Below are 13518 nucleotides of genomic sequence, written 5' to 3'. Positions count from 1 at the left end.
GGGGGCGAGGTGAGCCCATGCCCGCGCACATGCCCACACCCCCGCAGCCCGCGCACATGCCCGCACCCCCGCAGCCCGCGCACATGCCCGCACCCCCGCACGACCGGCCCGGCTCGTCCCGGGCGCTCCTGATCAACCCGCCGCTGTGGAACCCGTACGCCCCTCACCTCGCCGTGCCCCTGCTCCTGGCGGTGTTGCGGCGGCACCACGTGGCGGCGTCCGCGCTGGACCTGTCGGCCGAGACGATGCGCCATCTGCTCAGTCCCGACGGGGCCGGCGACTACGCCGCCGAACGCGACCGGACGCTCGGCACCCGGGCCCGCGACCAGTTCGAGGCGGCCCGCTCGGCGGTCGACCGCGCCGCGGCCTTCCTGCGCTCACCGGAGAGCATCACCGACGTCGACGGCCACCGAGCCGCGACGGCCGTCTGCCAGGCCGTCCTGGACGGCATCGCGGCCCTGACCCCGGGCGCGGAGCTGAGCTTCGACCGGTTCGACCTGCGCCACCGTCCCGTCTCCAGCCGACAGGTCATGCGCGCCGTGGCCGACGCCGTGCACAACCCGTACGTGCACGTCTTCGAGCGCGTCCTCGTGCCCCGGCTGCGCGCCCTGCCGGACCTGGAGGTCGTCGGTCTCTCCGTGTCCGCCGACTCCCAGCTGATCCCCGCGCTGACCGCCGCGCGTATCGTCAGACGAGAGCGGCCCGAGGTCCACATCACCGTCGGGGGGAACTTCGTCACCCGGATCGCCGACCGGCTCCGGCCGGGCCACCCGTTCTTCACGCTGGTCGACTCCCTGGTGTGCTATGAGGGCGAGGAGTCGATCGTCGACCTCGTCGGACGGCTGCTGTCCGGCCGCTCCCTGCACGGAGTGCCCGGCATCGTCGTACCGGACGGTGACGAACTGCACCGGTGCCCGTCCGCGACCGCCTCGCTGACCGAGCTGCCCGTGCCCGACTTCACCGACCACCCGCTGGACGACGGCTATCTGGCGCCGGGCCCGGTGCTCCCGGTGATCGCCTCCCGCAGCTGCGCCTGGAAGTGCGCCTTCTGCGCCATCCCCTTCGCCTCCGACAAGTTCCGCATCCGCGCCCCGGAGGCCGTCGTCGCCGAGATGGACGAGCTGCACCGGCGCCACGGCACCCGCCACTTCCAGTTCGTCGACGAGATCCTGACCGTCCGAAGCATGCGGGCCCTGGCGCACGGACTCGCCGACCGCGGCTACCGGTGGTACGGCGAGACCCGGTTCTCCCCGACGATCGACCGCCGGCTGACGGACGCGCTGTACACGGCCGGCTGCCGCCGCCTCGACCTGGGGCTCGAGTCGTACAACCAGGACGTCCTGGACCGCATGCGCAAGGACATCAAGGCGTCCTGGATCGCACCCAACCTGGACGCGCTGCTGGCCTCCGGCATCAGCGTGCACCTGTTCGGGATCGCCGGGTTCCCGGGCGAGGCACGCTGGCAGACGGCACGCACGGTCGAGTTCGCGGCGGCCACGCTGGCCCGCTCGCGCGAGCGGTACGCGGTCCCGGACAGCACCTTCGGGATCGGCCCCTTCGTCCTCGACGCCCTGTCCCCGGTCGCCGCCGCGCCCGACCGGTTCCAGGTACGGGTGCTCCACCAGGACCCGGGCGACGACCTGCAGATGGCACTGCGCTACGACTACGTGGGCCCGCTGCCCGAACCCGCTGGCGCGGAGGACCGGGACATCGCCGCCCGCGCCGACCGCATCCTGGGCGGCACCTTCGGCGACCAGGACCGGCCCGCCGAGGAGGTCGTCTTCCTGCGCGCGGCCGCCCGGCGCCCGGGCGAGCCGTGCGACGAGGGCCCGCAGGGCGTCCCCTGTCCCGGACCGCACTGGGAGCACACGCTCCTGCGCCCCGCAGGGGGGTGGACCGTCCGGCTTCGCGAGGGCGAGCGGACCCTGCTGTACGAGCCCCGGGAAGGCGCCCTGTTCAGCCTCCCCAGCAGACTGCTGGACGGCCTGCCCGCGACCGCCGCCGAGTTGTGCCGCGACCCCTCCGAGCGCGCACTGGTGCGGGCCGCGCTGCATCACCGGTGCCTGGAACCCGCCGAGCCGGACGCCGGCCGGCTGACCTCCCCGGCCCAGCTGACCGGAGACCTGCTGCTGCGCCTCGGCCCCGGCACCCAGCTGGTCACCGAGGCCGCCGACGTCTTCCTCACCTCGCGGATCACCGGGCAACGGCTGCGGCTGTCCGCGTCGGGCGCCGCCGCGGCCCGCCTCGTCGCCGCCGACGAGGGCAGCTCCTGGGCCGACCTGGCCGCGCGCTGCGCCCCCGGATCCGTACCGCGGCTGCGCGCCTTCGTGTGGCGGCTGCTGGTCAACCGGCTCCTGTCCGTCGAGACGCCGGACAGGTCACCCCACCCACTGGCCGAGAGGAGGTGAACCACATGGCAGAGGAGCAGCTCAACACCGCCGAGGCGGAGGTGGAGTTCGAGGACGACGGATTCTTCGAGCCCACCATCGAGGAGGCCATCATGGCCTCCGGCCTGCACAAGCAGTTCGTCGTGGACTGACCCGCCCCCACGGCCGGGTCCGGCGCACCGGGGCCAAGCCGGTGCACCGGACCCGCACCCATCATCGCGCACACCCGGTCCCCACAGGGCGCACGGAAGGACACCGATGACGCAGAGCCCCGCACTCCTGCCGCTGACGCCGGTAGCCCGCACGGCACCCGCGGCGACCGTGGCCGTGGTCTCGATGCCCTTCTTCACCCCCTTCGCGACCTGCTACCCGGCCGTCCTCATCACCCGGCGGCTGCGCCGACTCGGCTGCCGGGCCCGGTTCCTGCCCGCGCACATGGAGTTCTACGCCCACGCCCGGGGCCGGGGCCTGACCGAGAGCGCGTACAAGCTGTTCACCAACCGGCACTTCGCCGCCGACGTCGCGCTGCTGCCGCTGTGGTCGGCACCGACCGACGCACACCGGGCGGAACGCGAGGAACTGGCCCGCACCGAGTTCCTCGCCACGGTCGAGGAGGAGGCGCGGCTGCGCGAGCTGTTCGACGCCTATCTCGACCGGCTGGCCGAGCGCGTCGTCGGCACCGAAGTGCTCTGCCTGACCAGCACCCACTTCCAGTTGCTCCCCAGCCTGCTGCTGGCCCGCCGCGTCGCGCGCGTCGCACGGGAAAGGGGCGTGCCCCGGCCCCGCGTGGTGCTCGGTGGCTACCTCGGCTCCCTCCAGGTCGCCCGCGACGTCCTCGCGCTGCACGAGGAGGTGGACGTCGTGGTGTACGGCGAGGCGGAGGACGTCCTCGGTGACGCCATGCACCACGCCCTGGCCGGCCGGCGCCGGCTCGTCACCGGCCGGGCGCACACCTTCAAGGAGGCCTACGCGGAGCAGTCCGCCCTGGTGGAGGCGGGTCTGCGCCGGCCGTGGCTGCGCGACAGGCTGGTGGTGAGCATGGAGGTGTCCCGCGGCTGCTACTGGGACCGCTGCGACTTCTGCAACTTCAACGACTCCTACGACGCCCGGTTCAAGATGCACGACCCGCGGCGCGTCCTGGCGGAGATGGCCCATCTCGCGCGGACCTACGGGCAGCACCGGTTCCAGTTCCTCGACACCGCGCTGCCCCCGCGACTGGTCGAGGCGCTGACCGACTCCGGCGAGCGGCACGACTACCGCGTGTTCTGCGAGATCAGGCCCGACTTCGGCCGGGAGCGGCTGGGCCGGCTCGCCGCCCTGGGCCGTGTGACCGTCCAGCTCGGCATCGAGACGCTGCTCGACGACCACCTCGACCTGATGAACAAGCGGCAGACCGTCGAGGAGGGCGTGCGCATGCTGTACGCGGCCCGGGAGTTCGGGATGCACAGCGTGTGGGGCGTGATGATCGGCCACCCGAAGGAGACCCCCGACCACCGCCGGCGCCTGCTCGGCGAGATCCGCACCCACCGTAGGGCGGGGCTTCCGGCGCCCAAGTACCTCACCGAGTGCGAGCTGCGCCCCGGCAGCGGTCTGTGGGACGAGCGCGAAGAGCTGGGACTGAGCGTCGAGTTCCCGTGGCGGATGTTCGACAGCGTCCTCAGCCCGCAGGAACACGCCTGCTCCCTGATCCCCAGCAGGGTCCGCGGCATGCCCGCCGAGGAGCCGCGGTACCGGGCCGACCGGCGGGAGATCAGCGAGGAACTCATCGCCTGGCAGCGTGAGCAGGGAATGGAGGCCGGCCTCGATGCCTGACCCCGGCGAAACGGCCGTGGCCGCCCGCTTCCGGGACGTCACCGTGGAATTCCTCTGCCCGGACCCCGCCGACACCGCCCACCTGCGCTACTACCTCAGCGACCACCTCGTACCGGAAGGCTCGCCGGTCGACCTCGCGGTCCGTCTGGAGACGGAGGACGGCGGCTCCTTCACGGCGGCACTCGGCACGGCCGCCACCAAGCGCGTCCGGTGGCGCACCCCCGCCGGGCCGTGGTGGCTCTACGAGGAGTGGAGCACGCGCGCCCGGCTGCCCTCGCCCGTTCCGCCCTTCGGCCTGCCCCCGCTGCGCGACCTCGTGCGCATCCGGCACGGAGCCGCGGCCGCCGCACCCGACGGCAGCGCCCGGGCGCTCGCGGTCACCGGGGACAGCGGGGCCGGCAAGTCGGTGCTCCTCCTGCACCTCCTGCGCCAGGGCTGGGGGTTCGTCTCGGACGACCTGCTCGTCACGGACCGGCAGGACAAGGGGCGCCTCCACTACTACGGCCGTCCGGTCGGCATCCGCGAGCGCAGCCTGCCGCTGCTCCCGTGGCTGGACGCCACCCTGCTGGAGGACGCCCCGCTCCTGCCCACCCGCTGGGGCCGGACCTGGATGGTGCGGCCCCAGCGCCTCGGCCGGTGCGCCCCGGCCGACCAGCCGCTCCGCCTGGCCTGGCGTCTGCATCTGACCCGCGGAGCCCGCTTCGAGGTGCGGACCGACGGCCCCACCTCGCACGTCGCCTGGGATCCCCAGCTGCACCTGGAAGAGCTCCTGGCCGTGTGTCCACGGCCGGCCGGAGGAGGAGACGCCCATGCCGCCTGATCCGCCGCGGATCCCTCGGGGCGCCGAGCGGCTGCTCGACTTCTTCGGCACCGTGGTGCGCGTCCGCTGCACCCCGACGGACGCCACCGACCTCGACTTCTTCTTCGGCCCGCATCGGGCCGAGCCCGGTGCGCGACCGCGATACCGGGTCGAACTCCACGCCGGCGAACACGGCTTCCTGCGGTCGCTGCTGGCCAAGGACGACGCGCCCAAGTCGTTCCGGCTGAGCTCCGAGCCGGGCGGCGAGCTGATCGAGGAGCGGCGGTTCACCCGCTGGTCGTCCGTGCCCTCACCACTGCCGCCGTTCCGGGCCATGAGCGAGGACGTCGCCGTCGTCCAGGCCACGGTGCTGGAGCGCGAGGGGTGCTGTCTGGCCTTCCACGGCGATCCGCACAGTGGCAAGACCAGCCTTGGGCTGGCACTCCTGGCCCGCGGATGGGCCCTCGCCTCGGACCAGCTGCTCGTCGTGGAGCGCGCCACGGGAGCGGCACGGCCGTATCTCACCCCGACCGGAGTGCGGGGCCGTACGCTGGCCGCGATGCGCGAGGGGAGTCTGGCCGGCCTGGAACAGCGACGCTCCTTCTGCACGGTGAGCGGCGAAGTGGTGCTCGCCCGGCCCGAGAGCCTGGGCGCGGTCGTGCCGGTCGGACGCCGGCTCGGGCCGGTACGCCTGGTCGCGGTACGGCGCTCGCCCACGGCGGCGCCGACGCTCACGGCCGACGGGCCCGCCCCGCGCGTATGGCCGGTCGGGGCCCGGTCCTGGCTGACCGGCGAACTCGCCGCCGACCGGGCACAGAGCCTGCTGACACTGCCCGCCGAGGGCGGCGAACAGGCGGGAGCGGATCTCGTGGAGGGGTATTTCGGTGCATAGCCTGACCGTCGATCAGATCACCAAGCTCTACCGCACGGGGACGGAGGCCCTCTCCGGTGTCTCCTTCGCCGTGGAACCCGGCACCCTGCTCGCCGTGGTGGGCCACAACGGGGCGGGGAAGTCGACCCTGCTGAACATCGTCTCGGGGCTGATCCGTCCCACGTCCGGCACGGTCACCACCGACACGGGGCGCGGGAGGCTGATGTGGGCACCGCAGCGCACCATGGTCGACTGGTCCCTGACGGTACGCCAGAACATCGAGCTGGTCGCGCGACTGACCGGCACGCCGATGTCGTCCGTCGACCGCGTGCTGGAACTGCTCGACCTGGACAAGGTCCGCTCCCAGCAGGCCGAGTACATCTCCGGCGGACAGTTGCAGCGCGTGCAGATCGGCCGCGCCCTCGTGGCCGACGCGGCGATCTACGTGCTCGACGAGCCGACCGCGGGACTGGACCCGGCGGCCGGTGAACTCGTCATGGAGCATCTGCGCGAGCGCGCCGCCGCGGGTGCCACGGTGCTGGTCTCCTCACACGACCTGGACGCCGTCGAGCGGACCGCGTCCCACCTCGTGCTGCTGGACGAGGGCCGGCTCCGCGCCCACCTGCCGATCCAGGAGTTCGTCCGGCGGGCGGGCGCCACCATGAAGGTGAGCGTCGTGTTCGCCGAGCCGATGCCCGAGCCGTATCCGGACCGGCTCGCCACCGCCCTGCCCCCCGAGTGGGCCCTGGAGACCGACGCGGACCGGGCCGGCCTGTCGGTGCGGGTGCCGTTGGCCACCGGACTGCGCCCGGTCCTCGCCTGGCTGCCGCCGGAACTGCGGGTGCAGGACCTCAGCGCCGAGAAGCAGTCCCTGCGCGACGTCTACCTCGCGCGCTACGCCGAACGGACCTCCGAGAGTGTGATGGTGCAGCAGTGAAGACGTCCCTGACGCTGGCCCGCTTCCACCTGCTCAGCGTGTGGAACTGGCGCACCAGCCATCTCAGCCGGGTCATCGAGGCCCCCGCCTACTTCCTGTTCATGGTCACCGGCCTCGACACGCTCGTGGCGGGCGCCCGCATCGAAGGCATGCCGTACGACGACTTCGCCTACGCGGGCGTGCTCGTCGTGATCGCCATCCGCGCCCTGTTCTGGTGCATGGGCGACGTGGCCAACGACCGCAAGTGGGGCGTGTACGCCGTCGCCCGGACCACCGACGTGTCCTTCCCGCAGTACATCGGCTCGATCCTGGCCGCGAACACCCTGGTCGCCACGGTGCAGATCGCGGCCATCCTCGTGCTGAAGCAGCTGCTCGGGCAGGGCAGCCCCGTCCAGGATCTGCGGATGGCCGGCCTGGCCGTGCTGGTGTGTCTGCTGACCGTGCTGACGGGCTGCGCCTTGGGGTTCGGCATCAACAGCTACAGCAAGCGCGACCTCATGACGTCGTTGTTCAGCCTGCCCCTGGTCATGACGGCGCCGCTCTTCTACTCCCTCGACGACCTGCCGGCCTTCATGCGGGTGCTGGCGGCGGTGAACCCGTTCACGTACTGCGTGCTGCTGGTCCGCTCGCCCGCCACCGACAGCTTCCCGCTGCAGGCCGTCGCCGGGTGCCTGGTGGCCGCGCTGCTCGTCGCGGGCGCCCTCCATCTGGCCTCCGGCCGGCACGAGCTGGCCTCGAACGAGCAGGGCTGACCGGGATGCGGGCGACCGTCGAGAGTTCCGACCAACTGGTGGCCGTGCACGGCCTGGTGACCGTCGGCACAGCGGGCTACTGGTGGCAGGACGCGGAGTCGGGTGCCCGCCTGCTGCGCGGGGACGCCACCGGAGTCCACGCCGTCCCCCTGCCCGACGGGCCCGACGGCCTGACCCCGCTCACCGTCCACCCGACCGACGCGGGCCGACCGGTCGTCACGTACGGCCGTCCCGGCGGCGACTACGGCTACCTCTCGGAGCCCGGCGCCCCGGACGCCGTGCTCGTGCGCCGCCCCAGCGTCGTCCACCTGACGTGTGTGCCGTCGGCGACCGGCGGCACGGCCGGGCCCGGGTTCGTGTACACGGGCTTCGCGCCGGAGGCCCGGCTGGACGACCCTCCGGCCGACGGGCTCAGGGTGGCGGTGCACCGCTGCGGTGAACCCTTCGCGTACGACCGCGCCGTGGACCTGGACGACGACCCTCTCGCCCTGGTGATCGTGGAAGCGACGGGCGATCCTGGAGCCGTACTGGTCCGCTCGACCGCCCACGGCCTCACCACCCAGCGCCTGCTGCGCCTGGACCCGGCGACGGGCCGCCCCGACCTCACCGCGCTGCCGGCGGCGAAGACCCCGCGTGACCGCCTGCTGCCGGGCACGGACCACTGGTGGCACGCGGAGGCGCTGGGCACACCCAGGGCCGTACTGCGCGTCGGGCCGCCTGGGGGCGGGGACGGGGACGCCGGCACGACCGTCGTCTTTCCCGAAGGGACGGCACTGGCCTGGGCCTGGGGCACGCGGCGCGGACTGCTGGTCCGTACGGTCGCCGGGCGCGGGGCGAACAGCGCCGAGGCCCTGTACCGGGTCGACGGCGACACGGCCGAGGCGCGTCTCGTGGCCGGGGGAGGGCCCGGCGACTCGTTCCCGGAGGTGACCGCCTCGCCCGCCGCGGACAGCGCCCTGTGGCTGCGCGTCTCCCGGCGGCCGGACGGCACCTCGACCGGCCGGATGGAGCTGCTGCTGGACGGCGAGCACCGCCCGCGCCCGCTGAGCGCGACCGCCTGGCCCGCTCACCTGCCCCGCACCACCCGGTACGCCACGGCGGGCGACGGCAACCGGCTCCCCGTACAGCTGGCCGGCACCGCGGGCCCCGTCGTGCTGCTGGAGCACGGCGGGCTGACCGCGCTCGCCAACGCGCCCCTGGAACGCGCCCTGGAGGAACTGGCCCGTGCCGGGCAACTGACGCTCGCCCGGGCGGTGACGCGGTCGCTCGTGCCCGCCCACCGCGTGCCCGGCGGGGAACGCGGCTACAACGACCTCCTCCACGCGGCCCGCCTGCTGCGCGGGGAGCTGGGCCCGCAGCGCCCGCTCCTGGTCCTCGGGCACAGCATGGGAGCGGTCGGCGCCGCCCGCGCGGTGCTGCTGGAGCCAGGACTCTTCGACGGCTGGATCCTGCGCTTCCCGGTCACCGATCTGGTCGGCTTTCCCCGGCTGGGTATCGGCCGGCACTGGACGGGGATGCTCGGAGACCCGTCCCGCGCCGACCAGCTGAAGGCCCTGACCGCACTGTCCCCCCTGCACATGCCGCTGCCCGCCGGCCCGTTGCCGCCCGTCCTCATCCAGACCGGAACGTACGACACCCGGGCCGACGCCCGGCACGGCACGCGGCTGGCCGAGCGGCTGCGCGAGCGGGCGCCCGTGACCCACAGCAGTTACCCGGTCGGCCATGTGGAGCGGTTCTGCCAGGCCGCCTCCCGCCGGGCCGTGGCGGAGGTCACGGCCTTCATCCGCGGTTGCCCGGCCGTCGTCCGTGACCTGGAAGGAGCCTCGCAGTGACCGTCACCGGCATCGACCACGCCTCCCTCGTCGTCGTGGACGACGTGTACGCCGACTTCGAACGCGCCCGGGCCGCCGCACTGGGCCGCGCCTTCACCCCCCGTACGGACAGCGCCTTCGCCTACCGCACCGCCTCGGCACCCCGCTGGATGGAGGAGGAGGCCATCGGCCGGATCTGCGACGTGCTCGGCCCCGGGACCCGGGAGGAACTGATCGCCAACCACCTGCACATGTCCTCGGCCATGGACTGGAAGGTCAACCTGCACCGAGGCGCCCGCATTCACGTGGACGAGGCCCGCTGGGCCGGAGTGCTGTATCTCAACACGGCGGAGCAGTGCCGCGGCGGCACCTCCCTCTACGCCCACCGGCGCACAGGCGTCCGGCACTTCTTCGAGCTGCGGGGCCGCCCCGACGCCCAGGAGATCCTCGCGGACGGCGGTGATGTCGCCCATTGGCAGGAGCTGGTGTCGCTGGCGATGGTGCCGAACCGGCTCGTGCTGTTCGACCCCGGCCAGTTCCACCAGGCCCAGGAGTACTTCGGGGACAGCAAAACCTCGGCCCGGCTGATCCACAACTTCTTCTTCCGGCACATCCCGGCCCACTTCGACCCCGACCGGGACGGCGCCGACGCGGCGGGTGCGAGAGGCCGAACCGTGGACGGGTGACGTCTCCGGCGGGCGGGCGCCACAGGCCGGAGCCCGCCGCCCCCTCTGAAGAACCCGTTTTCCGGACTCCCCAGGTGGGGCTGCCCCGCGCCGCCCGAGCCTCGGCGGTTTCCGAGACCGCCTACGTGGCCGGCGCGCCGCTGCGGGCCGCCTCGCGCTGGCGGGCGGTCAGCCGTGAACCGGACTCACGGCGGGCGGCGCGGCGCAGGAGCGGTACCGCGAGGAGGAACCCGAGGACCGCCCAGGCCGTGAGGACCAGGGCGACCGTGGGGAGTTCCCAGGAGCCGGCCGCCTCGGCGGCCCGCGCCGAGTCGGGGAGCAGGGCCGAACGCAGCCCCTGCGCCATCCACTTGAGCGGGAAGACAGCGGCGATCTGCTGGACCGGCACGGGCAGCGAGGTGATCGGGAACACCGTCCCCGAGATGATGAGGAGCCCCATCGTCGGCAGCATGATCAGTGCCAGGGCCTCGCGGGGGTTGGGCAGGACGGCGCCGATGGCCGCGCCGAGAGGCACGACGGCCAGCAGTCCGAGGGCGGTGACCCACAGCAGCGTCAGCCAGTTCGCCGGCCCCTGCGGCACCGGCCCGTCCACCAGCAGCGCCCCGGCGGCCAGGAGCAGGGCCAGGGTGCCGACCGCCAGGACGACCACCAGCAGGCTCTTGGCGACGAGGTAGGCCGTGATGCCGCCGGGCGTGGCACGCAGCCGGAGCAGGGTGCCCTCCTCCCGCTCGGTCACGAGGATCTGCGGGAGGTTGATCAGTCCGACCTGGAACAGCAGGTAGGCGGCGAAGCCCGCCAGCACCAGATGGGTCATCGGCGTCCCGGTCCCCGGCACGTCGTCCCCGAGATAGGAGGCGACGAGCAACGCGACCGCCACGTTGGTCAGGTGACCGGACATCTCCTTGCCGTTGCGCAGGAGGTGTCGGAGCTCGATCCCGCCGCGCTGGAGTCCGGCACGCCAGCTGTTCGTCCCGTTCGTCACAGGTGCCCCCCTCGTGCAGCCGGTGTCTTCCCGCCCGGGTGCGCGTCCGCGCTGTTCTCGGTGCCGATGGTCCGGGTCCCGTCGGCCTGTCGGTGCACCATGTGCAGGTAGGTGTCCTCCAGCGTCGGGCGGCGGACCTCCAGGTCGGCGATCGGGCCGTCCGCCCGCCGGTGGAGCTCCCAGACCAGCCGCGAGGGGTCGTCCGTGCGTTCGCGGCGGGGCGTCCCGTCGTCGGACGTCCAGCGGACCTCGGCCTGGGCGGCGGCTCGCCGAGCCAGCTCCGCCGGTGTTCCGCAGGCCCGGATCCGGCCCCCGACCAGCACGGCGATCCGGTCGGCGAGCCGCTCGGCCTCCGCCAGGTCGTGGGTGGTGAGCAGGACGGTGACTCCCTCGTCGCGGGCCAGCCGTTCGACCAGGACGTGGAAGTCGTGCCGGGCCTGGGGGTCGAAGCCGGTGGTGGGCTCGTCCAGGAAGAGGAGTTCGGGGCGGCCGACGATGCCGAGCGCGACGTCGAGGCGCCGGCGCTGGCCGCCGGACAGCCTGTCCACCTGGCGGCCTGCCTGCTCGGTGAGGCCGACCAGGGAGAGCAGTTCGACGGGGTCGCGCGGGTCGGGGTAGTAGGTCGCGAAATGGGTCAGCAGTTCGGCGACCCGCCAGCGGCGGTGGTCGCGCCAGGACTGCAGCACCAGGCCGATCCGGGCTCGCCACGCCTCCCCGCCGCGTCCGGGGTCCGTCCCGAGGACGCTCACCTCCCCGCCGGAGCGCCTCCGGAATCCCTCCAGGATCTCGACGGTGGTGGTCTTTCCGGCGCCGTTGGGGCCGAGCAGGGCGAAGACCTCGCCGCGACGGACGTCCAGGTCCACGCCGCGCAGGACGTCGACCTCGCCGTACGCCATGGTCAGACCGCGTGCCAGGACGACGGGGGCGGCGTCGGTGCGGCCGGCGCCCGTCATCGGCCCGGCTCCGCGTGGGACGGCTGCCGTGCCGCCCCGGTGACGGGTGCGGCGCTGTCCACGATGGCCCGCAGGGCCGCCACATGGCCTTCGAACGCGGCGCGCCCGCGATCCGTCAGCCGCACCTTCGTCCGGCGGTTGCGGCCGCCGCCCTCCTTGTGGATCTCCAGATACCCCGCTCCCTCAAGGGTGTGCAGCTGCTTGGAGAGTGCTGAGTCGCTCAGCGAGAGGCTGTCGCGGACGAACGAGAAGTCCGCCCACTCGGTGACGGCGAGCAGCGCGACCACCGACAGGCGGGTGGCGGGGTGGATCAGCTCGTCGAAGCCGGCGGGAGTGCTCATCGGCCGCCCTCCTCGCCGGCCGGGGACCCGCCGCCGCTCCGCACGGAGTCGGCCGTCCAGCGGTCGGCCGCCGCCATGAAGGCCAGGTACACGGCCACTCCGGCCGTGGCCTGCACGAGGCCGGAGTACACGGGTGCGAGCGACGCGGTGAGACGGTCCGCCAGCACGATCGTGCCGGCGACGAGGACCGCCATGGCGCCGAACGCGGCCCACATGCGCCCGGGGAAGCGGGTGTGGTGGAGTTGCATACGGCTCCTGCGGCTGTTCACCGCGATCACCCCGCCCAGCAGGCCGACGTAGGCTGCCACGAACAGGCCGACGCCCCACCGGGGCAGATCCATGCCGACACCGGCGAGGAAGACCCACATGAGGCCGGCCGTGGCGTACGTCGTACCGCGCCTGCCGACCGCGGAGCGTTCGAACTCGTCGTACACCCGCTCCTGCGGCACCCGGATGCGCTGGAGGTCCTTCCACGCCTGCTCGGCGTCCACTGACGCGTTCACGATCCCACCCTTCCGTCCCCGATCACTTTCCTGCAAGGAAAGTAACTCCGACTTTCCCAGTAGGCAAGTCAATGGGGGGCAGGATGCGGCGAGGCGGGCACGGTCGGCCGGCGGATGCGGCGGACCCCCGCGACTCTTCGGGTCCGGCCCTCCGTGCGGCCGCAGGGCTTTCGGCGGCCGCGGATCGGCGCGGGCCGCACCTCACGGGGTAGGAGAGGGGGATGGACAACTCCCTCTGGCTCACCGTGGCGGTGGTGCTCGCGGTGGCGGCGGCGGGCATCGCGGCCGTTCTGCTCGTACGCGTGTTCCGCGCCCGCAAGATGCTCCTGGACGCCGGTGTCCCGCTGAGGTCCAAGGCGCTGTTCTGGGCGGCGGTGGTCTACACGATCTCTCCGCTCGACCTCGTTCCTGACCCGGTCTACCTGGACGACATCGGCGTCCTCCTGGTCGCCCTGCGGGCACTGCACACGGCCGCCGCGAGGAGCGGTGCGCTGCCGGACGCCCCGACGGAGACGGACCTCCTCGGCAAGCGGCGTCGCTGACGGCCTGCCGGAGGGGCGCCAGTCGTCCTGGGGCGGGGGAGGCGGCCTGTTCTCCCGGCCGCCGACGTGCTTCGCGGCGCCGGATCCATCCGCGGCGCCGGATTCCAGGTGGGCGGTGGGTGACGGGTTGCGGTAAGCGCCC

Annotated in this window: 14 protein-coding genes; 10 read left to right on the top strand and 4 right to left on the bottom strand. The window is 73.4% G+C overall.

Features of this window, described 5'->3' with window-relative positions; translation table 11 throughout:
• Positions 1 to 17: 17 nt before the first annotated feature.
• From ACF1BN_RS20850 to ACF1BN_RS20810, 9 genes are all read left to right on the top strand, one after another.
• Positions 18 to 2408 (top strand): B12-binding domain-containing radical SAM protein, encoded by a 2391-nt coding sequence (locus ACF1BN_RS20850; RefSeq protein ID WP_392333056.1) that lies wholly within the window; start codon positions 18 to 20, stop codon positions 2406 to 2408.
• A 5-nt stretch (positions 2409 to 2413) separates the two neighbouring features.
• Positions 2414 to 2539 carry a hypothetical protein gene (locus tag ACF1BN_RS20845; protein ID WP_262414099.1) on the top strand — a complete coding sequence of 42 codons (126 nt, stop codon included), beginning with the start codon at positions 2414 to 2416 and terminating at the stop codon, positions 2537 to 2539.
• Between the two features lie 106 nt (positions 2540 to 2645).
• Positions 2646 to 4199: a B12-binding domain-containing radical SAM protein gene (locus tag ACF1BN_RS20840; RefSeq protein ID WP_392333055.1), complete on the top strand. Its 1554-nt coding sequence runs from the start codon at positions 2646 to 2648 to the stop codon at positions 4197 to 4199.
• Positions 4192 to 5019 (top strand): hypothetical protein, encoded by an 828-nt coding sequence (locus tag ACF1BN_RS20835; protein WP_392333054.1) that lies wholly within the window; start codon positions 4192 to 4194, stop codon positions 5017 to 5019. The genes ACF1BN_RS20840 and ACF1BN_RS20835 overlap by 8 nt, the downstream gene beginning before the upstream one ends.
• On the top strand, positions 5009 to 5890 hold the full coding sequence (locus ACF1BN_RS20830) for a hypothetical protein (protein ID WP_392333053.1): 882 nt from the start codon (positions 5009 to 5011) through the stop codon (positions 5888 to 5890). The genes ACF1BN_RS20835 and ACF1BN_RS20830 overlap by 11 nt, the downstream gene beginning before the upstream one ends.
• Positions 5883 to 6806 carry an ABC transporter ATP-binding protein gene (locus ACF1BN_RS20825; RefSeq protein WP_392333052.1) on the top strand — a complete coding sequence of 308 codons (924 nt, stop codon included), beginning with the start codon at positions 5883 to 5885 and terminating at the stop codon, positions 6804 to 6806. The genes ACF1BN_RS20830 and ACF1BN_RS20825 overlap by 8 nt, the downstream gene beginning before the upstream one ends.
• Entirely contained in the window at positions 6803 to 7558 is a 756-nt protein-coding gene (locus ACF1BN_RS20820) for an ABC transporter permease (RefSeq protein ID WP_392333051.1), read from the top strand. Before ACF1BN_RS20825 ends, ACF1BN_RS20820 begins: the two co-directional genes overlap by 4 nt.
• A gap of 5 nt (positions 7559 to 7563) precedes the next feature.
• Positions 7564 to 9390, top strand: coding sequence for an alpha/beta hydrolase family protein (locus tag ACF1BN_RS20815; protein WP_392333050.1), 1827 nt, complete (start codon positions 7564 to 7566; stop codon positions 9388 to 9390).
• The gene (locus tag ACF1BN_RS20810) at positions 9387 to 10055 is read left to right on the top strand and encodes a DUF6445 family protein (protein ID WP_392333049.1); all 669 of its coding nucleotides are present in this window, start codon (positions 9387 to 9389) and stop codon (positions 10053 to 10055) included. Before ACF1BN_RS20815 ends, ACF1BN_RS20810 begins: the two co-directional genes overlap by 4 nt.
• A gap of 121 nt (positions 10056 to 10176) precedes the next feature.
• On the opposite strand, the gene ACF1BN_RS20805 is transcribed toward ACF1BN_RS20810, so the two are convergent.
• From ACF1BN_RS20805 to ACF1BN_RS20790, 4 genes are read right to left on the bottom strand one after another with little or no spacing between them, the layout of a single operon-like run.
• Positions 10177 to 11037, bottom strand: a complete 861-nt coding sequence (locus ACF1BN_RS20805) for an ABC transporter permease (protein ID WP_392333048.1) — start codon at positions 11035 to 11037, stop codon at positions 10177 to 10179.
• The gene (locus ACF1BN_RS20800) at positions 11034 to 11990 is read right to left on the bottom strand and encodes an ABC transporter ATP-binding protein (RefSeq protein WP_392333047.1); all 957 of its coding nucleotides are present in this window, start codon (positions 11988 to 11990) and stop codon (positions 11034 to 11036) included. The genes ACF1BN_RS20805 and ACF1BN_RS20800 overlap by 4 nt, the downstream gene beginning before the upstream one ends.
• Positions 11987 to 12331 carry a transcriptional regulator gene (locus tag ACF1BN_RS20795; protein ID WP_387269897.1) on the bottom strand — a complete coding sequence of 115 codons (345 nt, stop codon included), beginning with the start codon at positions 12329 to 12331 and terminating at the stop codon, positions 11987 to 11989. Before ACF1BN_RS20795 ends, ACF1BN_RS20800 begins: the two co-directional genes overlap by 4 nt.
• Positions 12328 to 12834, bottom strand: a complete 507-nt coding sequence (locus ACF1BN_RS20790; RefSeq protein WP_392333046.1) for a hypothetical protein — start codon at positions 12832 to 12834, stop codon at positions 12328 to 12330. The genes ACF1BN_RS20795 and ACF1BN_RS20790 overlap by 4 nt, the downstream gene beginning before the upstream one ends.
• Before the next feature lie 221 nt (positions 12835 to 13055).
• Between ACF1BN_RS20790 and ACF1BN_RS20785 the strand changes: the two genes are divergently transcribed.
• Entirely contained in the window at positions 13056 to 13376 is a 321-nt protein-coding gene (locus ACF1BN_RS20785; protein ID WP_392333045.1) for a YkvA family protein, read from the top strand.
• Positions 13377 to 13518: the final 142 nt, after the last annotated feature.

The organism is Streptomyces sp. NPDC014861 (genome assembly GCF_043081625.1).
GTDB lineage: Bacteria > Actinomycetota > Actinomycetes > Streptomycetales > Streptomycetaceae > Streptomyces.
Note: the sequence above shows the minus strand (reverse complement) of the source record. Positions and strands in the feature narration are given on the sequence as shown.